Here is a 23,223-nt window from a genome sequence, read left to right on the forward strand (position 1 = left end):
GGACGGAAAAACCGTGGCTAATCCGATTTTTCGCCAGAAGCTGAATTCTGGCAAGTTCTTCGTCGTGCCTGGCATTCAGGACATGATTACGGCTGTCATCGCCAACAAGGTCGGTTTCGATATCGTCTATGGCACCGGGTACTGGCTCACCGCTTCGGCGTGGGGCCTGCCCGATGCGGGTATCGCGACCTATACAGAAATGAAGAACCGCATGGAAACGCTGGCCCGCACCAGCAATGCCGCGGTCATTGCCGATGGCGACACCGGTTATGGCGGGCTGTTGAACGTGCATCACACGGTCAAGGGCTATGAAGCGGCGGGCGTCACCGCGATCCAGATCGAAGATCAGGAATTTCCCAAGAAGTGCGGCCATACGCCGTTCAAGCGCCTGATTTCCACCGAAGACATGGTGGAAAAGATCCAGGTTGCGGTGGACGCGCGTGAAAGCGAGGACTTCGTGGTCATCGCCCGCACCGACGCGCGTGAAAGCGAAGGTCTGGATGGCGTGCTGCGCCGGATGGAAGCCTATTCGAAGGCCGGTGCCGACGTGCTGTTCCCCGAAGCGCTGCACAGCGAAGAGGAAATGCGCAAGGCTTGCGAAGTGTTGGACCGCCCTTGCATGGCCAACATGTCGAACCACGGCAAGACGCCGGTTCCGCCTGCTGAAGTGCTGGCCGAAATCGGTTATGCCTATGCCATCTACCCCTCGCTCACCAGCCTTGCGGCCTGCGCGGCGATGGAAAAGGCCCTGCACGATCTGAAGGATCATGGCATTGGCCAGCCCGACGGTCTGTTCGATTTCAGCGAATTCTGTTCACTGATCGGCTTTGAAGACGTTTGGGCGTTTGAAAAGAAGTGGGGGAAGGTTCCCGCATGACCACGACGACCCGCCGCATCGCCGCCGCCGTCCTTGCGCAAAGCGGCAACAACCCTCCGCCTTACGCGGACAACAAGCCGCTTGAAGTGAAGACGCTGGACCTTGCCGATCCGAAACCCGGTGAAGTGCTGGTGCGGATCGATGCGGCGGGCCTGTGTCATTCCGATCTTTCAGTCATCAACGGGGACCGCGCCCGCCCCATGCCGATGGCGCTGGGCCATGAAGCGGCAGCCACGGTGCTGGCGCTGGGCGATGCCGGCGACGGATCGCTGGCCGTGGGGGACCGCGTGGTGCTGGTGTTCCTGCCTTCCTGCGGGCATTGCGTGCCTTGCGCTTCGGGGCAGGGTTATCTTTGCGCCAATGCCGCCGCTGCCAATGGCAAAGGCGAACTGATGCAAGGCGGATCGCGCCTGTCGTGTGATGGCACGACCGTCCATCACCATCTGGGCGTGTCGGCTTTTGCCACGCAGGCCGTCGTCGATCGCCGTTCACTGGTGAAGATCGACAAGGACATCCCGCCCGAAACCGCTGCGCTGTTCGGCTGTGCGGTGCTGACCGGCGTTGGCGCGGTGATGAACACCGCTGCTGTGCGCCCCGGCGAATCGGTGCTGGTCTATGGCCTTGGCGGGGTTGGCCTTGCCGCGCTGATCGGCGCGCTGGCCGCAGGGGCGCAGCCGGTTACGGCAGTTGACCCTTCACCCGAAAAGCGCGCGCTGGCGCTGGAACTGGGCGCGGCGGCAGCCGTGGCGCCGGGCGAAGAAGAAGCCCTGTTTGGCGCAGACGTAGTGATCGAAACCGTGGGCAAGGCAGTGGTGCTTTCGCGCGCCTATCAGGCTGCACGGCGTGGCGGACGGGTTGTTACCGTGGGCCTGCCCAACCCTTCGGAAGCACTTGAAATAAATGCACTTTCACTGGTGGCAGACGGCAAGACCCTGATTGGCAGCTATATGGGATCGTCCATCCCGGCACGCGACATTCCGCGTTACATCGCGTTGTGGCGAGCAGGTCGCCTGCCGGTGGAAAAGCTGCTGACATCGGTCAGCCCGCTGGAGGAAATCAACGAGCTGATGGACAAGCTGGCGCAGGGCAAGGCCATTCGTCAGGTCGTCGTGCCCGCTTGGTAAGCCTTCTATCCAACTGACGAACTGTTCCGTTTTGAAGACCTTTTTATCCGATAGTCGGATAATCTCTTAAACAATTCGGTCATATGACATTCTCTTGGCAGTCTGCGCGAAAGCAAAGGTGCCAAGGGGAGTCGTTATGGAAAAGGGTGTTCCGATCCGGTCTATCACGCGGTCAATCGCCGCGTTGAAGGCGATCAACCGCCACGGTTCGCTTTCGATGATGGAAATCGCGAAGTCTGCTGAAGTGCCTTACCCCACCGCCTGCCGCATCGTGCAGACGCTGCTGTATGAAGGCCTGATTGAACAGGAACCTTCGCGCAAACGCTATCGCCCGACTGCGCTGGTGCAGACACTGGCCACCGGGTTCCAGCATGACGACGAACTGGTCAACATCGCCCGCCCCCACATCGTTGCGCTGACTGCGCGGGTAGGCTGGCCGGTGTCGGTGGCCATCCGCGTGGGCCGCGAAATGATGCTGCGCGACAGCACCCACGCCAACTCCTCGCTCACCTTCGAACATTATTACCCCGGCTTCACCCTGCCCATTCTGGACAGCGCATCGGGCAAAGTGTCGATGGCCTTTGCCGAAGATGAAGAGCGCGAGATGATCCTTCGCTTCATGCGCGTATCGCAGGATATCGACCTCAACTACCTTGCCACCGCCGAAGTCAGCCTTGATGTGGAACGCATCCGCGCCGAAGGCTATGCCATGCAGGGCCGCAACCACTTCAACCTGACGCCGGGCAAGACCTCGTCCATCGCCGTGCCCATCTTCAAGAATGGGCGGTTCGAAGCGGCGATGACCATGGTGTTCTTCGTTGCGGCGATGAAGCTGTCCGCCGCGCTGGAAATGTATCTGGACGAACTCAAAGCGACGGCAGCCGCAATCAGCCACGATCTGTCGAACACACCGTTGGGGAACGCCTGAGCCACGGCGCGCGTTGCCGTGCTGACATGAGCATCAGACGAACGAATTGGCTGTTCGCGTGTGGCGCGGGGTTGGCCTTTGCCGCCACCCCCGCGCACGCCGAATGGATGAACGGCAGCCAGCTAAACGATACATGCACCAGCACCGCGCCGGTCGACCGGGCAATGTGCCTGTCATACGTAATGGGCGTGCTCGACGGCTATCGCGCCCTGCCCCAGCCCCCGGTCACACCGGATGACATCAGCGCAGGCAAAGTGCGCGATGTGGTGGTCGCTTATATGACCGATCATCCTGAGATTTTGGAAAAGCAGGGGCGGACGGTGGTGAAAACCGCCATCGCGGACGCCTGGCCGAAGTTGCAACCCAAGGCCAAGCCGGTGCCGAAGCGGCGCACGAAGACGCAATAGCAGCCCACCTCCCCGGTTCATCGCTCCGGATCAAATCCGGGGCGATGCTGTTGGTTTGGACAAGCGGGGTATGGGTAGGAGCGGCGTTTTACAGCCGCGCGGTCACCGCCTTGGTTTCAAGGTAAGCGTCCAGACCTTCCTGCCCGAATTCGCGGCCCCAGCCCGATTGGCCATAGCCGCCGAACGGGATGTTGGTGCCAACCGCGCCGTGGCAGTTGATCGAAACGTGGCCCGAACGGATGCGCTTGACCAAGCGGTGCGCGGTGGACAGGTCGCGGGTCCACACGCTGCCCGACAGGCCATAGGGCGTGTCGTTGGCAAGGGCGGCGATGGCGTCAAGATCGTCAGTTTCGATCTTCTGCACCGCCATGACCGGGCCGAAGATTTCCTCGCGCATGATCGGCATGGCATTGTCGCAGCCGGTGAAGATGGTGGGCTGAATAAAGTTGCCGGGGCGGTCCAGCTTTTGCCCGCCCGCCACCAGTGTCAGCCCCTGCGCTTTGGCCCCGTCGATATAGCCCATGACCTTGGCGCTGTGCGCGTCAGAGATCATCGGACCTTGCACGGTGGCAGGATCAAGCCCGTGGCCCAGCGTCATGCCACCGGCGAAAGCTGCCAGACCTTCCATCAATTCATCGTGAATGGCGGCGTGGGCAAAGATGCGCGTGCCCGCCATGCAGTTCTGCCCCTGAAGGAAGAACGTGGCGAGCGCGACACCGGGAATGGCGATCGACAGATCGGCGTCGGGCATGACCACGACCGGGCTTTTGCCGCCCAGTTCAAGGCTGACCTTCTTCAGGTTGCCCAGCGCGGCCTGAATGATGCGCTTGCCCGTGGCGGTGGAGCCGGTGAACGAGATCTTGTCGACGCCGGGGTGTTCGGCCAATGCCTGACCCGCCTGTGCGCCCACGCCGTTGATGATGTTGACCACGCCTGCGGGAAGCCCGGCATCAAGGATCATCTGACCCAGCGCCAGCACCGACAGCGGGGTTTCTTCCGACGGTTTGACGATGACCGTGCATCCCGCCGCCAGCGCAGGCGCCAGCTTGAGAATGGCGGTGGACAGCGGCACGTTCCACGGCACGATCTGCGCGGCAACGCCCACCGGTTCGCGCAGGGTATAGGTCAGCGCTTCGGTTTCTGCCGCGATGTGGCGCGGCGGGGCAATGGTGGTGCCTTCGATCCGCATGACCGCACCGGCGTAATAGTCGATCATTTCGACACAGTTGGCGGTGGTCAGGCCCGCAATGAAGCGCGGCATGCCGTTGTCGATGATGTCGAGTTCGGTCAGCAGCGTGGCATTGGCGTCCATCACGCGGGCCAGCTTGTGCAGCATTGCGGTGCGGTCGGCAACGGTCATCCGGCCCCACGGGCCTTCGAAGGCAGCGCGCGCGGCCTTTACCGCGTGGTCAACCTCGGCCACGCCGCCGATGTGGAACCGGGTCAGCGCAAGGCCGGTAGCCGGGTCGCGCGTTTCCATGTCGCCGCTGCCGTCCACCCATTCACCATTGATGAGCAGGCGGTGGGTCTGGCCCAGAAACGCCGTGGTTTCAGGCGATAGGGCGTGGCCGTCAAACGGCACCGGCACAGACGTCATACTTCCACGGTCCTCGGATCATACGTGAACAGGCCGAGCGATTCCTCGTCCTTCATCTGGCCAAGGCCGAACAGGTCGGTGTCCTGCCCCTGCATACGGTCAGCATTGGCATTGGATTCCTGCTGGATGAACGTCGCGCGTTCATGACGCGCCTTTTCATACCGAGCAAGGCCTTCAGCGGCGGAATCCGACGCGGCCAGCGCACGGGCCAGCACGACCGCATCTTCGATCCCGCAGGCCGCGCCGTGGCCCAGAAACGGCGTCATCGCATGGGCCGCATCGCCCAGCAGGGTGACATTACCGTCCAGCACCCATGTCGGCATTGGCGCGCGGGCGTTGATCGCCCATTTGAACATCGGCTGCGTGCTGGCCGCCTTGAGCAGGCGCTGCGAATCTTCGCACCATCCGCCAAAGATCGCCTGCAATTCGTCCGGGTCGGCGGGCGTCATCCAGCCTTCTTCGTTCCAGCCCTCCTGCCGGGCGAAGAACACGAAGTTCATCACTTTCGATCCGCGCACGTTATAGCGGTTCATCATCGCACCGGGACCGATGATGACGCCGGGGAAGTCCGACAGATCCTGAATTTCGGGCGTGACCGGCACAAGGCAGCGCCATGCGACATGGCCGGTGAAGTGCGGCGCATCATCGCCAAAACGCTGGCGGATAACGCTTTTCACGCCATCGGCACCCACCAGAACATCGGCGGAGAACTGACGGCCATCGGAAAGCGTAACGGTGGTGCCTTCGCTGGACACGACTGGCGCGCCCGCGATCATTTCCACCCCCGCACGCTGCGCTGCACCGGTCATCACACCATGCAGATCCGCGCGGTGAACGGTGATGTAAGGCGCACCATACTTTTCGCGCTGGGTCGACCGGTCCATGGCAACCAGCGTCCGACCGTCCTGCCAGTGCTGAATGCGCTGGCGGGTCGGCTCCACCGCCACGGCGGCGGCTTCTTCGCAGATGCCGATGAAGTCCAGACCCTTCATCGCGTTGGGCGTCAGCGTCAGCCCTGCGCCAATTTCACCGAACTGCGGTGCGGATTCCAGCAGCGTGACCTTGAAGCCCTGCTGCGCCAGCGCGGCCGAAGCGGTCATCCCAGCCACACCGCCGCCCACGATCAGGATGGTTTCGGGCTTGCTCACTTCGCACCACCCTCCAACTGGCCAGAAATATGGCTTTCATGGTTGGCCAGATACCATTCCGCGATTTCCTCGCGCGTGGCCCACCATACGCCGGGCAAGGATTTGGCGTGCTCGATGAATTCGCGCAGCGCGCGCACACGATGGGCGCGGCCCGATACGTGGGGGTGCAGGCCAAGGTTCATGATGCGGCCCGTCTTCGCGCCTTCGGCGTAAAGCACGTCCAGTTCCTCGATCAGCGCATCGCGGTATTCGTTGGTGGTGTAATTCTTGCGCGTGATGAACGTGAAATCGTTGATTTCGTTGGAGTATGGCACCGAAACGATCGGACCGTTGGGCGTTTTCAGCAGATAAGGCTGATCGTCGTTCATGATGTCGCAGTAGAAGGTGCAGCCATATTCCGCGAGGATATCGGCGGTTTGCATCGTGCCGCGAAGCGAGGACGACAGCCAGCCCTTGCTCTTGCGCCCGGTGAACTTTTCAAACTGTTCGAGGCTGCGCAGGATGATGTCGCGCTCTTTTTCAGGCTGGTGGGCAAAGCTGGTCAGCAGTTCACCCTGTTCCCAGTTGTGCGTCAGCAGTTCCCAGCCGCGTTCCAGCACGGCATCGGTCATGGCCTTGCGCCGTTCAAACGTGACCGCATTGGTGGTGCAGCTTGCCTTGACGCCCAGTTCGTCAAACAGATCGATCAGCCGCCACAGCCCCACCCGCTGGCCATATTCGCGCCAGGTGAAGTTGGGGAAGTCGGGCGTGTTGCCGGGCAGCACGTCGGGCAGGATGGCGGGGCCGCCTGCGTAATAGGGTTTGTCGGTGTCCTTGGTCAGATCCCAGGTTTCCAGATTGAACGTCAGGATCAGCGCCACGCGCGCGCCGTTCGGCCAGATCAGCGGCTTGCGTTGCGGCAGGGGGATATAATCGTATTCCATGGACACTCTCGCTTGGGGAGGTAATTCGACAAAGGACAGCGAAGCACGCAGGCCCGCGCTTATCGCGCAGCTTGGCAGATTTCACCGGCCTGCGGAGAGCAGCTTTGTGCAAAAGCCGCCATACGCAAGACAGGCACGATCAGGCGGTCAGCACTTCCAGCACCACACGTTCGGCCGATTCCATCGCGCCTTCAAGCCCGCGCGCATTGGTGGCGGTGTGTTCTCCGCAGAAATAGAGCGCGCCCGCAGGCTTTGCCATTTCGTTGACGAAAGCCACCTGCCCCGGCGCAAGGAAGGAAACATCGCCCCCGTTGAAGCGCTCCTGCGCCCACGAAAAGAACGAATGCGCGCGAATCTTGCCCTTGGCAGCGGGCCGCAGCGCTTCGATGCGCGACACGACCATGGCCTTGACCGTTTCGGGAGCCATGGCATCCCAGTATTGCGCCAGATTGCCCCGCGCCTGCACCAGCAGGCCGGTAATCTGCGCCGGATCATCGCCAAAGCGCTGAATCATGATGTTGCCCAACAGGCCATCGGTCCACATCGCGGGCGAAAGGCCATCCTGCTCCCAGAACGGGGTTTCGGCGGTGACGAAGACCATCGAAATCGGCTGATAGCCAAGCTGGGCCACGGCTTCGGCCTGAACGCCCGAAAGGCCCGGTTCGATGGCAACGTGGCGCAGGGCGGAGAACGGCAGAGTGCAGATCACCTTGCGCGCGGTGTGGGTGGTGCCATCGGCGCAATGCACGGTAACGCTGCTTCCGTTCTGCACGATGCCGCGCACTTCGGTATTCAACAGCAGATCGCCCTTGATCTGCTTGGCCAGCGCCATGGGCAGCAAAAGGTTTCCGCCCTTCACCGCCAACGATTCAGGCCCGGCAGCAGCCATGGTTTTTACGAAGCCGTCGTTGTATTCCATCATCAACGCCGACAGGCCATAGGCGTTGGTGCCGTAATAGGGCGCGATATCGTTGCACAGGTGGATGGCCGCATCCGACAGGCCCAGCTCGCGCAGGCGGGCGTGCAGCGAAATGTCCAAGGGTGCGGATTCGGGCGCGTTCCAGCTTGTCCAGTCGGCAAGACGGTTGTTCTTGGCCACCAGCGCGCCCACAAGTTCGCCCGGCATCAGGTTGCGATACTGTTCGGGAAAGGGATTACCGGGGAAACGCGCCCATTCTTCGCGCGTCATGCCCTTGTCACCGATATAGACCAGCGGCGGCGGCCCCATGCGCCAGCGCGCGCCCACTTCCTGCAACTGCACGCCCGCACGCGATGCAGCGTCAATCCCGCGACCGTAACCGGCGGCCATCGAATTGAAGCCCATTTCCGGGTAACCGGGCTGGTCCATCAGCGTCATGATGCGGCCACCCACGCGGCTCCGCGCTTCAAGAATGCGGACTTTCTGGCCCTGTTCTTCCAGCAGGTGTGCAGCGTGCAGGCCAGAAATGCCGGCACCAAGGATAATTACGTCCAGTTCACCGTCGGCAGCGGCAGGCGCAGCCTTGCCTTTCGCTTTGCCCTTGGGCTTCGACCTTGCAGCCATCGCAGGGGCCGCGCCAACCAGCGCGCCCAGCCCTGCAACCGCCATACCGCCCGTAAAACTGCGCCTGTCGATACCCATGAGCTTCGCTTTCCGTCTGTCGCTGCTTGCCAGCCTTGTCTGGTCCGGCTTGTCTTGTCCGGACTCTACATTTCGCTTGGCCCCCACCTATCCGCATAGCGGTGATCGCCACCAGTCGGATATTGCGCCAAGGGTTTCGGACCTTTGGACAATCCATCATAGGCTTTGGCGGAAGACCAGTTCCATCGAAAGGATGCCCCATGCCCGCGATCCCATTTGCACGGTCAGTCCTGTTGGGCGCGCTGGCCGTGATGGCCCTGCCGCAGATGGCCGCTGCACAATCCGCTCCGGCAGCGGCACAGGCAACAACGCAGGCCGCGGCCCATCCCTATCTGACCCTTGCCCAGCTTCGCGCCAAATATACCGACAAGCAAAGCCGCTTTCTGAACGTCGGCGGCATCAGCATCCACTACAAGGACGAAGGCCCGCGCAATGCGCCGGTGCTGCTGATGGTCCATGGATCGGAAAGCTCGCTGCGCACATGGGACGTCATCACGCAAAAGCTGAAGGACCGCTACCGCGTGGTGCGGCTTGATCTGCCAAGCTACGGCCTGTCCCAGGGGCCGACCGATGAAGCGCTGAAAGTGCTGGTGCCAACCGATGTGCCCATTGCCGTGCTGGACCACCTGAAGGTGAAGAAGGTCACGTTTGTCGGCGTGTCCAGCGGCGGCACCATGGGCATGTATCTGGCAGCGCGGCGGCCCGACATGGTGGAACGGCTGATCCTGTCCAACACCCCATCGGACCCGGTGGACACCAGCCATCTGAAACTGTCGCAAGGCCTGATCGACGCCATGGCGCGGGCCAAGGACACCGGCTTTCGTGACGCAGATTTCTGGGTGCAGTTCCTGAATTACTTTGCGGGCGATGCCAAACGCATGTCGGCCCAGACCCACCGCGAATATTACGACTTCTATCGCCGGGTGCCTGAAAAGAACCTGATCGGCCTGATCGCGCGGATTGGCGATGGCAAGCAGGCGACCATCGAAATGGCCAAGGTGCGCAAACCCACGCTGCTGCTGTGGGGCGCGGCAGACCCGCTGCTGCCCGAATCCGCGCTCAACGCCATTACCCGCTATCTGGCCAATGCCCAGATTTCCAAGGTGGTGATGCCCGATGTCGGCCACTATCCCCCGCTGGAAGTGCCCGAACGCTTTGCCCAGATGATTGCCGCCTATGTCGAAGCGGGCACGCCCAATCTGCCGCCCGCGCAGTAACCTTTTGCCCGCTATTCGGAGAAAACAGCGCGGGCCGGTTCTGCCCCGGCCCCGCCACACCTAGGCCGCAGCCATGACAAACGCCCGCACGCTCTACGAAAAGCTCTGGGACAGCCACGCTGTTGCCGAACTCCCCGGTGGCGCAACGCTGCTCTATATCGACCGCCAGATCCTGCACGAAGTCAGCAGCCCGCAGGCGTTCGTCGCCATGCGCGAATCCGGCCGCCAGTTGCGCCGGGCGGAAACGCATATCGCCGTGGCCGACCATGCCGTGCCCACCAGCGTCCGCCATGGCGAAATTGCCGATCCGCAGGCCCGCGCGCAGGTGGCCGAACTGGAAACCAACGTGGCCGATTTCGCCGTACCTTATGCCGCGCTGGACGGTGCGGAACAGGGCATCGTCCATGTGATCGGCCCGGAAACCGGCTTTACCCTGCCCGGCACCACCATCGTCTGCGGCGACAGCCACACCACCACCCACGGCGCATTCGGCGCGCTAGCCTTCGGCATTGGTGCCAGCGAACAGGGCACGGTCATGGCCGCGCAATCGCTGCCGCAGACCCGCGCGAAGACGATGAAGGTGGAACTGGTCGGCCAGTTGTCGCCGCACGTTGATGCCAAGGACATTGCCCTCGCCCTGATCGCGCGCATCGGCGCCCACGGCGCGGTGGGTCATGCAGTGGAATATACCGGCCCCGCCGTGTCCGCCATGTCGATGGCCCAGCGCATGACCCTGTGCAACATGACCATCGAAGCGGGCAGCCGCATCGGCCTTGTCGCGCCGGACGAAACCACCTTCGCGTTCCTGAAAGGTCGAAGGCTGGCCCCCAAGAGCGCGCTGTGGGACGCCGCCGTCGCCTACTGGCGCACCCTTGCCAGCGATGAAGGCGCGGTGTTCGACAAGGTTGTGACCATCGATCTTGCCGCCATTGAACCGCAGGTAAGCTGGGGCACCAGCCCCAACCAAACCCTGCCCATCGGCGCAAACGTGCCCGATCCTGCCGCCATTGCCGATGCCACCGAGCGGCGCGAAACCGAAAAGGCCATCGCCTATATGGGTCTTGTGCCGGGGCAGAAGTTGCAGGATGTGGCCATCGATCACGTCTTTATCGGATCGTGCACCAATGGCCGCATCGAAGACCTTCGCTCTGCCGCCGCCGTGGCCAAGGGCCGCAAGGTTGCCGACGGCGTGAAGGCCATTGTCGTGCCCGGCAGCGCCGCCACGCGCCTTATGGCCGAAGCGGAAGGGCTGGACCGTGTGTTCCTTGATGCCGGGTTCGAATGGCGCTTTGCCGGATGTTCGATGTGCGTTGCCATGAACGATGACCGGCTTGCCCCCGGCCAGCGCTGCGCCAGCACGTCCAACCGCAATTTCGAAGGCCGTCAGGGTCCAGGCGGACGCACCCATCTGGTCAGCCCCGCCATGGCCGCCGCCGCCGCCGTTTGCGGCCACCTTGCCGATGTAAGGACGCTCTGATGCCCGCCCAGCCTTTCACCACCGTTACCGGCCTTGCCGCCGCGATGCGCGAAGACAATATCGACACCGATATCATCTTCCCCGCGCGCTTCCTGCTCATCACCGCGCGCGCTGGCCTTGGCGATTATGCCTTTCACGACCGCCGCTTTACCGCCGATGGCAGCGAAGTTGCGGGATATGTGCTGAACGATGACCGCTTCCGTGCGCCGCCGGTGATCGTCGCGGGCGCGAACTTCGGGTCAGGGTCAAGCCGCGAACAGGCGGTCTGGGCGCTGCTGGGGCTTGGCACCCGCGCGGTGATTTCGTCCAGCTTTGGCGAAATTTTCCAGTCCAATTGCATGCGCAACGGCATCGTGCCCATCGTCCTGCCCGAAGCGCAGGTCGCCACGCTGCTGAACCTTGCCGAACAGGGCAAGACCTTTACCGTCGATCTTGAAGTGCAGGAATTGCAGGTCGAAGGTTTGCCGCCTATCGCCTTTGCAATCCCGGCCGAACGCCGCCTTGCCCTGTTGAACGGATGGGACGAAACCGACCAGATCGTCAATCAATACAGCGCAGACATCGACACGTTCGAAAGCCGCCAGCGCCAGACCCAGCCATGGCTTTATGTTCAGGAAACCACAGCATGAGCACCGAAGAAGACCTGCTGGCCAACTACAAGAAGGCCTATGACAACCGCGTCGGCTTCGGATCGCGGCCCGCGCTGCTGCTGATCGATTTCTGCCAGGCCTATTTCGAACCGGGCAACGCGCTCTATTCCGAAGTCGATGACGCCATCGCATCGGCCCTGCGCGTGCGCGCGGCGGCGCGGGCGGCGGGCGTGCCGGTGGTGCTGACCAACGTGGTCTATCACCCCACCGGGTTTGATGGCGGCCGTTTCTTTGAAAAGGCCATGCCGCTCAAGAACTTCCTGAAGGGCAGCCCGATGGGGGCATGGGGGCCGGGGCTTGAACCGTTCGATGACGAACTGGTCGTATCCAAGCAATATCCCAGCGCCTTCTTCGGCACCTCGCTCGCCTCGACACTCACCGCAGCGGGCGTGGACAGCGTGATCCTGACGGGCCTGACCACATCGGGCTGCGTGCGCGCCACATGCGTCGATGCGATGAGCCACGGCTTCCGCACCGCCGTCGTGTCCGAAGCCTGCGGCGACCGCCACGAAGGCCCGCACAACGCCAACCTGTTCGACATGAACGCCAAATACGCCGATGTCGTCAGCGAAGCCGAAACCATCGCGTTTCTGGAAACGCTGAAAGGCTGACCGGAGCCTGATCGTTCGTGTCCTGCAGGGCGGGACACGAACGAAACCTTACGCCAGCATCAAAGCCTCAAGCCGCGCGCCCCACGGTGTCGTCGCGCAAATCGCGCTTACCATGCCATAGGGCGCCCATTCAAAGCGCTGCACCGCACCCACCGCGCAGCCTGCCGCCGTCATGGCCTGCGCAAAGCCATCCAGATCGCTCACCCCAAAACGCAAGGCCGCCCATCCGCGCTTTGGCGGGCGCGCGTCTGAAAAGTCATTGCCGCCACAGCCAAAGCGGATGATCTCGACCGATCCTTCCATGCGCCCTTGCGGGTGATAGATGCCGATGCGCATGGCAATGCCCGGCGCAAGGCCCGGCGGCAGCCCCATGCAATTCGCCCCGCTGTCCTGGCTTGCAAACCCTTCGGTTTCCTGCACTACTTTCCAACCCAGATGATCGACAAACACGCTGCGCGCCGCATCGAAATCGGTCACGACTTGCGTGGAATTGAACACCCACGATGCATTGCCGCCAATGTCGTCATACCCGGCCAATGGCGGGTGAACTCGTTCCATCAGCGCGATGCACAGCCCATCGGCATCGCTTTCCACCACTTCGCGCACCGCAAGAGCGCCAAAGTCCCAATCGGTGATCGGCGCATGGGCGCGAAATCCTGCACCGCCCATACCGTGATGCAACGCTTCGATATCCTGCAACGCGCGGATATTGATGTCGAAAATGCCGCCGCTGTCCCACGCCTGCGCGCCATCGCGCATCAGCGGCGCAGGCGCACCATCCAGCGCAATCAGGCGAATGCCGCCGCGCACCGCGTCGGGATGGGCAATCAGCACTTCCCGGCCAGACGTATCATCGCCCAGCCCCATCAGCGCCAGCGCACCTGCAGGCACTGCGCCTGCATGCACCACCCGATACCCCAGCGCGGCGCAGAGGCGGCGGGCGGCATCATCGCAATCGGCCACAAGGCCAACCGCTTCTTCGAATCCATTATCGAGTGCGATCATGCCCGCAACCTGCCCGGCCCGAAATCGCGCCACCACCGGTAATGAACGGCAATCCGCGCTGCGGACAAAGCCGGTCACACCTTTACCCGACACCGCCGCAGTGCCTAGCTCTTGCCGCATGACCCATCAGACCCCCACCCCTCGTCTTTCCACCACCGGCCTTTCAGGCCGAACCGCCCTGATTACCGGTGCCGGTCTTGGCATTGGCCGCGCCACCGCCTTGCGCTTTGCCCAGGAAGGCGCGCGGCTGATCCTGTGCGATATCGACGCCGACCGTCTGGAAGAAACCCGCAATCTGGTTGCACCGACCGGCGCGGACATGCTGATCCGGCAAGGCGATGTAACCGACGAAATGGTGGTGGAGAAACTGGCCATGGATGCGCGCGCGTTCGGCCTGCCCGATATTCTGGTCAACAATGTCGGCGGCGGGCGTTCAGGCCGGATCTGGGATTTGTCGGTGCAGGATGGGGACGACACCATGCGCATCAGCCTGCGCTCGATGTTCCTGTGTACCCGCGCGTTTCTGCCGTCGATGATCGCCGCAGGATATGGCCGCGTGGTGTGCCTGTCATCGGGCGCGCGCAACGGCACGGTATGGAACGCGCTGCACATGGGGGCCTGCGCCTATTCCACGGCAAAAGCAGGCGTGATCGGCTTCGTGCGCGATCTGGCGATTGAACTGGGTGACAGCGGGGTAACCATCAACGCCGTCGCCCCCGGCCCCATCGACACCGAACTGGCCGGGGCGTTCCTGCGCAATATCGAAGCGCAGGGGCACGCATACAGCCCGTTCAGGACCGTGCCGATGCGCCGCCTTGGCACGCCGCGCGAAGTGGCCGACGCAATCCTTTATCTTGCATCCGAAAATGCCAGTTATGTGACGGGCACGACTTTGGACGTTGCAGGCGGCAGATGATGAATTTTGCGTTTTGTATTAAATATATACCAATCTAAATCCTTCATTTGTCCAGACAAATTTTTGCAAGCGATGCATTCCATGGCATCCGACAGACGGACACTGCACAGATTCGCGGCACTGGCAGAGCAAACTCGGTCACACTTCCATCCATGGTTACATGAAACGGTTTTCTAAACTCTGACATGGATCAAAATTGCCTCTGCCGCTTCCCGACTGGCGGACAGAAGCGCAAACAAAAACAAAATCAAAAAGTCGGGGCGCAGGAAAAAGAACAACTTCGACTTCAGATTGTTTTCGGGATTTCATCCTGGAAAATTCAAAAATCTGTCTCGTCGTAAATCGGATACTTCGCATCCAGCCAAATTAAGTGAGGGGTTACATGCAAAATAATCTTCGCCGCACCCGATTGAACCTGTCCATTTCGGCATTTGCGGTCGCTGGCTGCTTGCTGCAGGCCGCACCTGCATTTGCACAGGCTGAACCGCAGGCCACCGAAGAAGCCGCCGTGTCGGGCGATATCGTCGTGACCGCGCGCAAGCGTGAAGAAACGCTGCTTTCCACCCCCATCGCCATCGCGGCCATGCCATCAGAAGAAATCGGCCAGCGCGGCATCATCTCGCTGACCGACCTGATCGACGCGACGCCCGGCATCAACGTCACCGGCAACAACTCCGGCCGCAATGACCGCTCGTTCCAGCAGATCTCGCTGCGCGGCTTCACTCCGTCGACCACGGACTCGACCCTGACCGCCACCTTCATCGACGGTGTGCCGGTGTCGTCGGCCTCGGCGCTGAACTCGATTGCCGATCCGGCGCGCGTCGAAGTGCTGAAAGGCCCGCAGAACGCCTATTTTGGCCGCAACGCCTTTGCCGGTGCCGTCAACGTCGTCAACAAGACGCCGAAGGACGAATTCGGCGGCAGCTTCAACGCATCGGTTTTCAATCGCGGCGGCTATGACATTCAGGGATCGATCGAAGGTCCGATCGCGCCCGGCATCCTCAGCTTCCGTCTTTCGGGCCGTGCGCTGCAGCGTGGCGGTTCGTATCGCAACGGTGCCAACCCCAACGAACGTCTGGGCGACCAGAGCACCCGCACCGGCAGCGCCATGCTGCTGTTCACGCCTTCCGATCGCCTGACGGTCAAGGCGTTCGGCATGTACAGCCGCGACAACGATGGTCCGTCGGCTCAGGGCATGCTGTCTGCTTACGAAGTGCGTTCGAACAACGGCCAGGTCAATATCCCGGCGTTAAGCGGCAACACCGCTGGCAACATCATCGTTCCGGGTCTTTCAAACTGCACGTTGAACGGTGCCAACCCATTCATCTGCGGCGCGGCTCCTGCACTTCCCGCTGGTTTCTCGCCCGCGCAGAACACCTATATCAACGCCAAAACCTCAGCCGTTCTGGCCGACGGCCGCTTCCGTCCCGTCTCGGCCAGCGAAGGCGTGCAAGGTTATGGTCTGAAGCGTGAATATATCCACGCGCACCTCAACATCGACTACGAACTGGGCGATACCGGCCTGACCCTTTCGTCGCTGTCCGGCTTCAACGACGAAAAGTGGTCGCAGATGGCCGAACTCGACAACTACGACAGTTCGTCGCTCATCAACTCGGCCGCCACGGCAACCAACGGCCTGCTGCCGTACTACAACTTCCCCTTCGGCATCGAACGTCACAACAAGGATTTCTCGCAGGAAGTGCGCGTATCCTATGACGGCGACGGTCCGATCTCGGCCATGCTCGGCGCCAACTACATGGACACCAAGGTCAAGCGCGACCTTCTGAACGTCTACAGTGAATCCGTTCTGGGCCTTGCGCGCTCGGCTGGCACCGCCTCTGCTCCGCAGCGGGTGGAAACCAAGGGCCTGTTCGGCAGCGTGAACTTCAAGGCTACCGAACAGCTCGAAATCAGCCTGGAAGGCCGTTATCAGCAGGACAAGGTGTTCGGTTACACCGGTGGTCTGGGTGCCACCATCACCGCCGCCGCCGCTGCTGAAAATGGCGTTCCTGCCGGAACCTACGCTCCGCTGACGAACTTCTTCTCCAAGAAGTACAACAACTTCATGCCGCGTGCGATCATCAACTACAAGATCACGCCCGACATCATGGCCTATGCCTCATGGGCAAAGGCTGCCAACGTCAGTATCGCATCGTTCAATGCACGCCTGTTCTCCGGTACCGCTGGCGAAATCGCCGCTTCGCAGTCGCTGGGCCTACGCGGCGTGACCGAGCCTGAAAAGCTGACCAACTATGAAATCGGCATCAAGGGCAAGGCGCTCGACAACAAACTGATCTTCGCGCTGGCAGCCTATTACGGTGAGTGGAAGAACCAGTATAACTCGCGCAGCGTGTTCTTCACGGACACGTCGGTAACGCCAGCGCTCACCTCGACCGTCACGGGGATTGCCAACTCCGGCCAGACCAATGTCAAGGGCGTCGAACTCGACGTCACGACTCTGCCAGCCGAAGGCGTGTCGCTCACCTTCTCCGGTGCCTACAACGATACCAACATCCGCGCGTTCACCGATCCGGCCATCACCCGACTGACCGGCATCACGGGCGACGGCTTCAAGGGCAACAAGCTGCCGCTGACCTCGCAGTATTCGTTCGCGTTCACGCCGGAATTTTCGGGCGACATTCCAGGCCGCGACAATGCAACCTGGTTCATCCGCAGCGACGTGAACTACAAGTCGCGTCAGTTCCTTGATGCGGCAAACCTGACCTGGATCAAGGGTCGCACCGTGGTCAACGGCCGCATCGGGGTGAAGCTCGATAACATCGGCATCGAAGTTTTCGCCAACAACCTGCTGAACAACCGCCAGTACACCTCGATCCAGCAGAACACCGTGCAGACGCCCGGTGGCGCGCTGTCCACACGGCCCTACAACTACCTGATCGTAGGCCTGCCTGAACTGCGCACCTTCGGCATCAAGGGTTCGGTCACGTTCTGATAGACCCTGCCAACCATCGCCCCCTCACCCGTTGAGGGGGTAAACAAAGGGCGGTGGAACTCAAGGTTCCGCCGCCCTTTTGCTTTGCCCACTGCATCCACTGCAAACCGCCTGGGCAGCGCCGAAAATTCCATTCTGAGGGGAAGACCGCTAGCGTAGATCGCTGCCAGCAAAGAGAACGGCAGCAAAGGGGTGGGTAGCGGACGTTGCCAAACCTGCTTGATGATATAGTCTCTACTAATGGATCAAGCTACGTTTGTAAAACTTGCCCGCCAGCATTGTGCTGAGGCCGCTGCGGACGGTGTGATAGCTCAACTTCAGTTACCGTCTGGTAGACACCCTCCGCTGGAAAAGTTGGAACGGGCGGCTTGGTACGGTTCGCTGACTGCAGGCGATAAAAGGCACTTAAAAGCAGTGGTAGAGCAAGCTGCCATTGCATCGCTCTTTGGAGTGCTTTGCGTGCTTGATGGAGCGAGATCGATTGAGGACGGGCCGGACAGGGGGCACTTGGTATTGTCCTATCGTAAAGATTTTCAGGAGACTACACTCGCGTCGAGCGCAATCGATATGCCCGTCGATTTTTTGCACGAGTTGCTCTAACACGATGGCAGCTCGGGCGTCCCATCCAAACAGTCCGCTTGCAGAGCGAAGTGGCGGATGGCTGACGCTCCCGCCATGACAAAATGTGCCCACTCCCGTCACGCTGAGCAGGTCAGTCCAGCGGCGGATCAATCGCATCAGCCGCCGAATTGGCCCGTGCCGATGCCCTTACCCGGTCGATCAGTGCAATCAGCCGCGCCGCATCGTGGCCCGTAGGCATCCGGTGTGCCTGCCCGCGCACCGCGCGCGCGAATTCGGCAATCTGGCCTTCGAAGTAATGCTCCAGCGTGCGCCCGCCCATGCGGCGCGGATCGGTCAGCACGCCTGCCAGCGGCTGCACGATCACTTCATCGTTCCAGCGCAGGATCTCGCCATGTTCGATTTCCAGCACGCCCGTATCGAAATACAGCGTCTTGCGGTCCATGATCGAGGGCTGGTTGTACGAAATATGCACGCTGGCCATGCGCCGCCCCGGATAGGCCATCAGGATCATCGCCTCGTCCTCACCCTGCCAGCCCGATTGCAGCCGCGCCCCTTCGGCGTGGACCCGCACCGGATCGTCATCGCCCATGACCAGCTGCACAAAGTCCAGCGCATGGGGCGCGAACAGCGACAGGATCAGCCCGTCCTCGGCCTTTCGCTGCGCCCACCACGGCGCTTGCGGACCATCCCAGCGCACGCACATCGACACTTCCAGCGACAGCAGTCGCCCCAGCGTGGGCATCCGCGCCACCACCTGCCGCACCGCTTCATTGTGCCGAAAGGTATGCCCCACCGCCAGCACCAGCCCGCGCGCCTCGGCCTCTTGCGCCAAAGCCAGCGCATCGGCCCCGGTTTCCGCCGCAGGCTTTTCCACCAGCACATGCTTGCCCGCGCGCAAGGCCGCCATCGCCTGCTGTGCATGAACATGGTTGGGCGTAGCGATCAGCACAGCGTCCACTTGCGGCAAAGCCAGCGCATCTTCCAGCGTGGCGCAAACCTGCGCGCCAAACGGCGCAGCGGCGGCCTGCGCCAGTTCCGCATTGCGATCCACCACCGCCACGATCCGCGCCGCACCGGGCAGCGCCGCCACCGCATTCAGGTGCGATGCCGAAATGCGGCCACAGCCGATCATCGCGATGTTGATAGGATCGCCAGTTGTCTCTGCCATGGTTGCAACGTCCTTCAGTCTTGCAGGCGCGCAGGTTCGCGCACGAATTTCCAGATCATCCCCGCCGCGGTCATCTTGGCCACACCCGGCAAGAACGAATAACAGAACAGGATGCCAAACAGCGCGGCCTCGGTCTGCGGCAGGCCCTGCTTGGCGGCCACCGAATCAAACCCGAACCACGACAGCAGCAGCCCCACGATCAGCGTGCCGCCCAGCGCAATGCCTGCCTTTTCAATGGCCGACCAGATCGCGGAATAGGAACCGGCGCGGTTCTCGCCAAAATCCTCGCGCGCCTGCGCGATGCAGTCCGACAGCAGCGACAGCACCACCGTTCCCCAGCCTGCATTGCACGTCGCCATCAGACCCGACAGCACATAGGCCACTTCCACCGGCGCGCGCGGCATCAGGCCCCAGACGAACACGATCAACCCGTGCCCTGCCGCCGCCATCACATATGTCGGCACTTTGCCGATGCGGGCGGATACCATCACCCACATGGGCGATCCGAAAATCACCGCCACCCCCATGATCGCGGCCATCACGCCCAGATCGTGCAGCGGCTCTGCCCGCGCCATCGAATACTTCACGAAAAACGGAAAGCTGGCATAGCCGATGCCCGCAGACACGGTCATCACCACCGCCGAAATGCTCAGGATGACAAAGCGCCTGTCGGCAAAGGCCCGCGCCAGCCCGCCAAGGGCAGAGCGCCCCGCCGCCGCATCGCCCGCCGTCTGCGGCAGGCGCGCAATGCCCCTGGCCACACGCCATGCAATCAGCATGAAGACCAGACAGGCCACCCCGATCGTGCCCATCGTAATCAGATGCGCGCGCTGATCCGCCCCCAGCGCGTTTACCGCCATCGGCGCCAACGATGAACTGAGCAGCAGCCCGATCCCGCCAAAGCTGTGCTTCCATCCCATCAACTCGGTGCGTTCCTTGGGGTCGGACGTCATTTCCGACAGCATGGCCAGATACGGCACCGAAAAGCTGGAATAGACCGCCATGTAGAAGCTGAATGATGCCATCACCCATGCCACCTGAAACCCGACCGAAGCCTGGGGCACGGCAAACACGCCCAGCATGGCCACAGGTGCCGCCAGCCCTGAAATCACAAACCAGTTGCGCCGCGGCATCCGGTCGGCAAACCGGTCCGACACCGCGCCTATGCCCAGATCGAACAGCGCACCCAGGACCACTTTGGGAATGAAGATGGCCGTGCCCGCGATCGCGGGCGAAATGCCCATCACATTGGTCAGGAAGAACAACAGCAGCAGAGAAGGCGTATCGCGGAACAATTGCCCGGCAATCTGGCCAATGCCAAATCCCGCCTTGGTCGATATCGGGATACGCGCTGGACGGGCCTGTGTGGCAGTGTTCGTCGTGCCAGTGTTAGTCGTGACAGTGTTGGTCGCGGCAGTGTTCATCAATGCGGTCCCCACGGTGCCCCTGCTGTCCGGGGATCACTATTGCGCAAAGCGCCTACCTTGCATCGTGCCTCAAGTGCATACGCCATACACGCCCCGTCCGGGCATGACCGGCAGCCGGATATTCAACGCCTTACGCGCCATCCCGCCATGCGCGCCAGCACCCCGTCACGGTCGATGAAGTGGTGCTTCAACGCCCCGCCGATATGCGCCACCAGCAAGGCCCCGCCCGCCCACACCATATAGACGTGCGACTTGGCAAACAGCCCATACCCGATCAGCCCCGGCGCATTCCACGGGCGCGGTTCCACCAGATGGGGAATCAGCCCGCCCGGCCCGAACCCGTCATGGGTAAAGAACCACATTTCTGGCGCAGGATAGCCTGCCCCTGCCCCCAGCGCCGATAGCGCCGCCCAACCGCTGAGCGGCAACAGCAGCAACAGCGCATAAAGCAGGGCCTGCACCCCGCGCGCGGCCACGCGCCCGGCCATCGATGTGCCGCTGGCAAGGCAGGCGCCCGGTGCCGCCACCGCCAGAACAGGCGGAACAGCACCGTCGCCAGCAGCAACAGCCCCAGCGTGTGATGCACCTGGCTGGCGCGCAGATGCAGCCACGCCAGCGGCCCACCGCGTGCGCCGTCCAGATATGTCCACGCCATCGCAAAGCCCGCTGGCACTTCCACCAGCAGGGCCAGCGCCATGCCCCAGTGCAGGCGGCGGGCTGTCGGAGTCCAATCGGCAGTGCGAGGCGTTTGTGTCATACCCGCAGCCTGCCGCAACCATGGCCGCAGCAACAAAAAACCGCGCCACTGGCCACTGGCCGGATAATGCCGGGCGCGGTATCGCAAGCACGCCCCGCTGCCCGCAATGATCGCAGGCTTACCGCACCTTTCAAAAACGAGTTACGCATGGCCACGATGGCAAAAGAAAACACCGTTCTTGATGCCCTGCGCACCGCGCTGGGCGATGCCGGCGTGCGCACGTCGGCCGATGCGCTCGACTATTTCTCGAACGATGTCTATCGCGGCGGCGCGCTGCCACTGGCCATTGTTCGCCCTGCCACGGTCGAAGCGCTACAAGATGCGGTGCGGATCTGCTCAGATGCGGGTATTGCCATGGTCCCGCGCGGCGGCGGCGCATCATACACCGACGCTTACCTTACGCAGCAGGCAGGCCATGTCCTGTTCGACACCGGCGCGTTGGACACCATCGAAATCGATGAATTCGGCGCTGTCGTTACTTGCGGCGCGGGCGTCACATGGGCCGCGCTCAAAACCGCGCTCGATGCCAAGGGCCTGCGCACCCCGTTCTGGGGTCCGTTCTCCGGCATTGCCGCCACCGTTGGCGGCAGCATGAGCCAGAACAGCGTCAGCCACGGCGGCACCGCGCATGGCATTTCGGCACAGTCGGCCCTGTCGATGGACGTCGTGCTGGCCAGCGGCGAAGTGCTCAATACCTCGTCCTCGCGCGCCACCCGCTTTTATGGCCCTGACCTGACCGGCCTGTTCACCGGCGATTGCGGCATTTTCGGCATCAAGGCGCGCGTTCGCCTGCCGCTGCTGCCCATCCTGCCCCGCTTTGAATGCGTCAGCTTCGCGTTTGACAGCTTTGCCGATTACCACGCCGCCTCGCGCAAGGCGGCCATGGCCAAGCTGGAAGAAAGCCACTTCGGCCTGGATCTTGCCCTGTCGCAGGGGCAGATCGGCCGTCAGGAAGGCATGGGCGCACGCCTGAAAATCGCCGCCGATGTGCTGCGCCGCGCACCCAACAAGCTGAAGGGCGTGGCGCAACTGGTGCAGATGGCGCTGGCTGGTGAAAGCGCGATGCGCGCGGGCGCTTATATGTGCCACTTCATCATCGAAGGCTTCGATCAGGAAGAAGCCGCACACAAGGCCCGCCTGCTGCGCCGCCTGCTCGATGGTCTGGGCCGCGAAATCGCCAATTCCATTCCCACCTTCGTCCAATCGATGCCGTTTGCCCCGCTGTACAACGTGCTCGGCCCCGGCGGCGAACGCTGGGTGCCGATCCATGGCGTTTTCCCGCACGATCAGGTCGTCGCCTTCAACACTGCGTTCAAGGCGCTGGTCGCATCGCGGCAGGCCGAAATGGACAAGCATGGCGTATGGCTGGGCACCATGTTCTCGCCCGTCGGCTCATCCGGCTTCCTCTATGAAATCGCGATGTATTGGCCCGATGCGCGGACGTCCTATCACGTAACCACGCTGGGCGAAGACTATCTGGCGGGCCAGCCCAACTTCCCGGCAAATGCGGAATCGCGCGCCTTCGTGGACAGCTTCAAAAAGGAAATGATCGATCTCATGCAAAGCCATGAAGCCGCCCACTTCCAGCTCGGCCGTGCCTACCCGTATCAGCCGCGTCTGTCCGACCAGCAAAAGGCCCTGCTGGGCGCCATCAAGACCCAGCTAGACCCCAAGGGCCTGATGAATCCCGGCGCCCTGGGCTTCTGAACACGACACTGCCCCCTCCGTTCGCCCTGAACATGGCGCCAAGCCCTTCGACAGGCTTTGGGCGAACGGAGGGGGAAACAATCTCCTGCACCCTCAACCTCCCCGTTCGTGTCGAGCGAAACATGCCG

At 62.3% G+C, this 23,223-nt stretch carries 19 protein-coding genes and 1 pseudogene; 11 read left to right on the forward strand and 9 right to left on the reverse strand.

The genetic code is table 11. The features are described 5' to 3' along the window. Window positions 1-13: 13 nt before the first annotated feature. From OVA07_RS17080 to OVA07_RS17095, 4 genes are all read left to right on the forward strand, one after another. Entirely contained in the window at window positions 14-877 is an 864-nt protein-coding gene (locus OVA07_RS17080) for an isocitrate lyase/PEP mutase family protein (RefSeq protein ID WP_268172883.1), read from the forward strand. Then, complete coding sequence (locus OVA07_RS17085) at window positions 874-2,001, forward strand: zinc-binding dehydrogenase (RefSeq protein WP_268172884.1); 1,128 nt, start codon at window positions 874-876, stop codon at window positions 1,999-2,001. Before OVA07_RS17080 ends, OVA07_RS17085 begins: the two co-directional genes overlap by 4 nt. 136 nt (window positions 2,002-2,137) lie before the next feature. After that, complete coding sequence (locus OVA07_RS17090) at window positions 2,138-2,929, forward strand: IclR family transcriptional regulator (protein WP_268172885.1); 792 nt, start codon at window positions 2,138-2,140, stop codon at window positions 2,927-2,929. Between the two features lie 26 nt (window positions 2,930-2,955). Further along, on the forward strand, window positions 2,956-3,336 hold the full coding sequence (locus OVA07_RS17095; protein ID WP_268172886.1) for a Rap1a/Tai family immunity protein: 381 nt from the start codon (window positions 2,956-2,958) through the stop codon (window positions 3,334-3,336). Window positions 3,337-3,424: 88 nt separating this feature from the next. Here the strand turns inward: OVA07_RS17095 and OVA07_RS17100 are convergent, their stop codons facing one another. The 4 genes from OVA07_RS17100 to OVA07_RS17115 form a co-directional block, all read right to left on the reverse strand. Beyond that, window positions 3,425-4,933 (reverse strand): aldehyde dehydrogenase family protein, encoded by a 1,509-nt coding sequence (locus tag OVA07_RS17100; RefSeq protein ID WP_268172887.1) that lies wholly within the window; start codon window positions 4,931-4,933, stop codon window positions 3,425-3,427. Beyond that, on the reverse strand, window positions 4,930-6,081 hold the full coding sequence (locus OVA07_RS17105; protein WP_268172888.1) for an FAD-dependent monooxygenase: 1,152 nt from the start codon (window positions 6,079-6,081) through the stop codon (window positions 4,930-4,932). The genes OVA07_RS17100 and OVA07_RS17105 overlap by 4 nt, the downstream gene beginning before the upstream one ends. Continuing rightward, window positions 6,078-7,004 (reverse strand): polysaccharide deacetylase family protein, encoded by a 927-nt coding sequence (locus tag OVA07_RS17110; RefSeq protein ID WP_268172889.1) that lies wholly within the window; start codon window positions 7,002-7,004, stop codon window positions 6,078-6,080. Before OVA07_RS17110 ends, OVA07_RS17105 begins: the two co-directional genes overlap by 4 nt. A gap of 139 nt (window positions 7,005-7,143) precedes the next feature. Then, on the reverse strand, window positions 7,144-8,625 hold the full coding sequence (locus OVA07_RS17115; protein ID WP_268172890.1) for a flavin monoamine oxidase family protein: 1,482 nt from the start codon (window positions 8,623-8,625) through the stop codon (window positions 7,144-7,146). Between the two features lie 200 nt (window positions 8,626-8,825). On the opposite strand from OVA07_RS17115, the gene OVA07_RS17120 reads away from it, so the two are divergent. The 4 genes from OVA07_RS17120 (at window position 8,826) to OVA07_RS17135 (ending at window position 12,580) form a co-directional block, all read left to right on the forward strand. Beyond that, window positions 8,826-9,842, forward strand: a complete 1,017-nt coding sequence (locus OVA07_RS17120) for an alpha/beta fold hydrolase (RefSeq protein WP_268172891.1) — start codon at window positions 8,826-8,828, stop codon at window positions 9,840-9,842. 73 nt (window positions 9,843-9,915) lie between these two features. Continuing rightward, a complete protein-coding gene (gene leuC, locus OVA07_RS17125; protein ID WP_268172892.1) occupies window positions 9,916-11,319 on the forward strand; it encodes a 3-isopropylmalate dehydratase large subunit in 1,404 nt (467 codons plus the stop codon). Next, window positions 11,319-11,948, forward strand: a complete 630-nt coding sequence (gene leuD / locus OVA07_RS17130; RefSeq protein ID WP_268172893.1) for a 3-isopropylmalate dehydratase small subunit — start codon at window positions 11,319-11,321, stop codon at window positions 11,946-11,948. Before leuC ends, leuD begins: the two co-directional genes overlap by 1 nt. Continuing rightward, entirely contained in the window at window positions 11,945-12,580 is a 636-nt protein-coding gene (locus OVA07_RS17135) for an isochorismatase family protein (protein WP_268172894.1), read from the forward strand. The genes leuD and OVA07_RS17135 overlap by 4 nt, the downstream gene beginning before the upstream one ends. A 48-nt stretch (window positions 12,581-12,628) precedes the next feature. Here the strand turns inward: OVA07_RS17135 and OVA07_RS17140 are convergent, their stop codons facing one another. After that, entirely contained in the window at window positions 12,629-13,705 is a 1,077-nt protein-coding gene (locus tag OVA07_RS17140) for a hypothetical protein (RefSeq protein WP_268172895.1), read from the reverse strand. On the opposite strand from OVA07_RS17140, the gene OVA07_RS17145 reads away from it, so the two are divergent. Next, complete coding sequence (locus OVA07_RS17145) at window positions 13,704-14,501, forward strand: SDR family NAD(P)-dependent oxidoreductase (protein ID WP_268172896.1); 798 nt, start codon at window positions 13,704-13,706, stop codon at window positions 14,499-14,501. The genes OVA07_RS17140 and OVA07_RS17145 overlap by 2 nt on opposite strands. A gap of 382 nt (window positions 14,502-14,883) precedes the next feature. Then, the gene (locus OVA07_RS17150; RefSeq protein ID WP_268172897.1) at window positions 14,884-17,454 is read left to right on the forward strand and encodes a TonB-dependent receptor; all 2,571 of its coding nucleotides are present in this window, start codon (window positions 14,884-14,886) and stop codon (window positions 17,452-17,454) included. 712 nt (window positions 17,455-18,166) lie between these two features. Here the strand turns inward: OVA07_RS17150 and OVA07_RS17155 are convergent. The 4 genes and pseudogenes from OVA07_RS17155 to OVA07_RS19190 all read right to left on the reverse strand — a co-directional run. Further along, window positions 18,167-19,204, reverse strand: coding sequence for a Gfo/Idh/MocA family protein (locus tag OVA07_RS17155; RefSeq protein WP_268172898.1), 1,038 nt, complete (start codon window positions 19,202-19,204; stop codon window positions 18,167-18,169). Between the two features lie 14 nt (window positions 19,205-19,218). Continuing rightward, the gene (locus OVA07_RS17160) at window positions 19,219-20,628 is read right to left on the reverse strand and encodes an MFS transporter (RefSeq protein WP_268172900.1); all 1,410 of its coding nucleotides are present in this window, start codon (window positions 20,626-20,628) and stop codon (window positions 19,219-19,221) included. Window positions 20,629-20,753: 125 nt separating this feature from the next. Continuing rightward, on the reverse strand, window positions 20,754-21,119 hold the full coding sequence (locus OVA07_RS19185) for a cytochrome b (RefSeq protein WP_442789677.1): 366 nt from the start codon (window positions 21,117-21,119) through the stop codon (window positions 20,754-20,756). Window positions 21,120-21,199: 80 nt separating this feature from the next. Beyond that, a pseudogene (locus tag OVA07_RS19190) lies at window positions 21,200-21,388 on the reverse strand (hypothetical protein); the annotation flags it as partial. A 147-nt stretch (window positions 21,389-21,535) separates the two neighbouring features. Between OVA07_RS19190 and OVA07_RS17170 the strand changes: the two are divergent. Continuing rightward, window positions 21,536-23,095 carry an FAD-binding oxidoreductase gene (locus tag OVA07_RS17170; RefSeq protein WP_268172902.1) on the forward strand — a complete coding sequence of 520 codons (1,560 nt, stop codon included), beginning with the start codon at window positions 21,536-21,538 and terminating at the stop codon, window positions 23,093-23,095. Window positions 23,096-23,223: the final 128 nt, after the last annotated feature.

This window comes from Novosphingobium sp. SL115, from assembly GCF_026672515.1.
Classification (GTDB): Bacteria; Pseudomonadota; Alphaproteobacteria; order Sphingomonadales; family Sphingomonadaceae; genus Novosphingobium.

What these genes read in the sequence shown, in the direction of transcription:
- OVA07_RS17085 (WP_268172884.1), top strand. Translation starts at nt 874, where the DNA reads ATGACCACGACGACCCGCCGCATCGCCGCCGCCGTCCTTGCGCAAAGC.
- OVA07_RS17090 (WP_268172885.1), top strand. Translation starts at nt 2,138, where the DNA reads ATGGAAAAGGGTGTTCCGATCCGGTCTATCACGCGGTCAATCGCCGCG.
- OVA07_RS17095 (WP_268172886.1), top strand. Translation starts at nt 2,956, where the DNA reads ATGAGCATCAGACGAACGAATTGGCTGTTCGCGTGTGGCGCGGGGTTG.
- OVA07_RS17100 (WP_268172887.1), bottom strand. Translation starts at nt 4,933, where the DNA reads ATGACGTCTGTGCCGGTGCCGTTTGACGGCCACGCCCTATCGCCTGAA.
- OVA07_RS17110 (WP_268172889.1), bottom strand. Translation starts at nt 7,004, where the DNA reads ATGGAATACGATTATATCCCCCTGCCGCAACGCAAGCCGCTGATCTGG.
- OVA07_RS17115 (WP_268172890.1), bottom strand. Translation starts at nt 8,625, where the DNA reads ATGGGTATCGACAGGCGCAGTTTTACGGGCGGTATGGCGGTTGCAGGG.
- OVA07_RS17120 (WP_268172891.1), top strand. Translation starts at nt 8,826, where the DNA reads ATGCCCGCGATCCCATTTGCACGGTCAGTCCTGTTGGGCGCGCTGGCC.
- leuC (WP_268172892.1), top strand. Translation starts at nt 9,916, where the DNA reads ATGACAAACGCCCGCACGCTCTACGAAAAGCTCTGGGACAGCCACGCT.
- leuD (WP_268172893.1), top strand. Translation starts at nt 11,319, where the DNA reads ATGCCCGCCCAGCCTTTCACCACCGTTACCGGCCTTGCCGCCGCGATG.
- OVA07_RS17135 (WP_268172894.1), top strand. Translation starts at nt 11,945, where the DNA reads ATGAGCACCGAAGAAGACCTGCTGGCCAACTACAAGAAGGCCTATGAC.
- OVA07_RS17145 (WP_268172896.1), top strand. Translation starts at nt 13,704, where the DNA reads ATGACCCATCAGACCCCCACCCCTCGTCTTTCCACCACCGGCCTTTCA.
- OVA07_RS17140 (WP_268172895.1), bottom strand. Translation starts at nt 13,705, where the DNA reads ATGCGGCAAGAGCTAGGCACTGCGGCGGTGTCGGGTAAAGGTGTGACC.
- OVA07_RS17150 (WP_268172897.1), top strand. Translation starts at nt 14,884, where the DNA reads ATGCAAAATAATCTTCGCCGCACCCGATTGAACCTGTCCATTTCGGCA.
- OVA07_RS17155 (WP_268172898.1), bottom strand. Translation starts at nt 19,204, where the DNA reads ATGGCAGAGACAACTGGCGATCCTATCAACATCGCGATGATCGGCTGT.
- OVA07_RS17160 (WP_268172900.1), bottom strand. Translation starts at nt 20,628, where the DNA reads ATGAACACTGCCGCGACCAACACTGTCACGACTAACACTGGCACGACG.
- OVA07_RS19185 (WP_442789677.1), bottom strand. Translation starts at nt 21,119, where the DNA reads ATGGCCGGGCGCGTGGCCGCGCGCGGGGTGCAGGCCCTGCTTTATGCG.
- OVA07_RS17170 (WP_268172902.1), top strand. Translation starts at nt 21,536, where the DNA reads ATGGCCACGATGGCAAAAGAAAACACCGTTCTTGATGCCCTGCGCACC.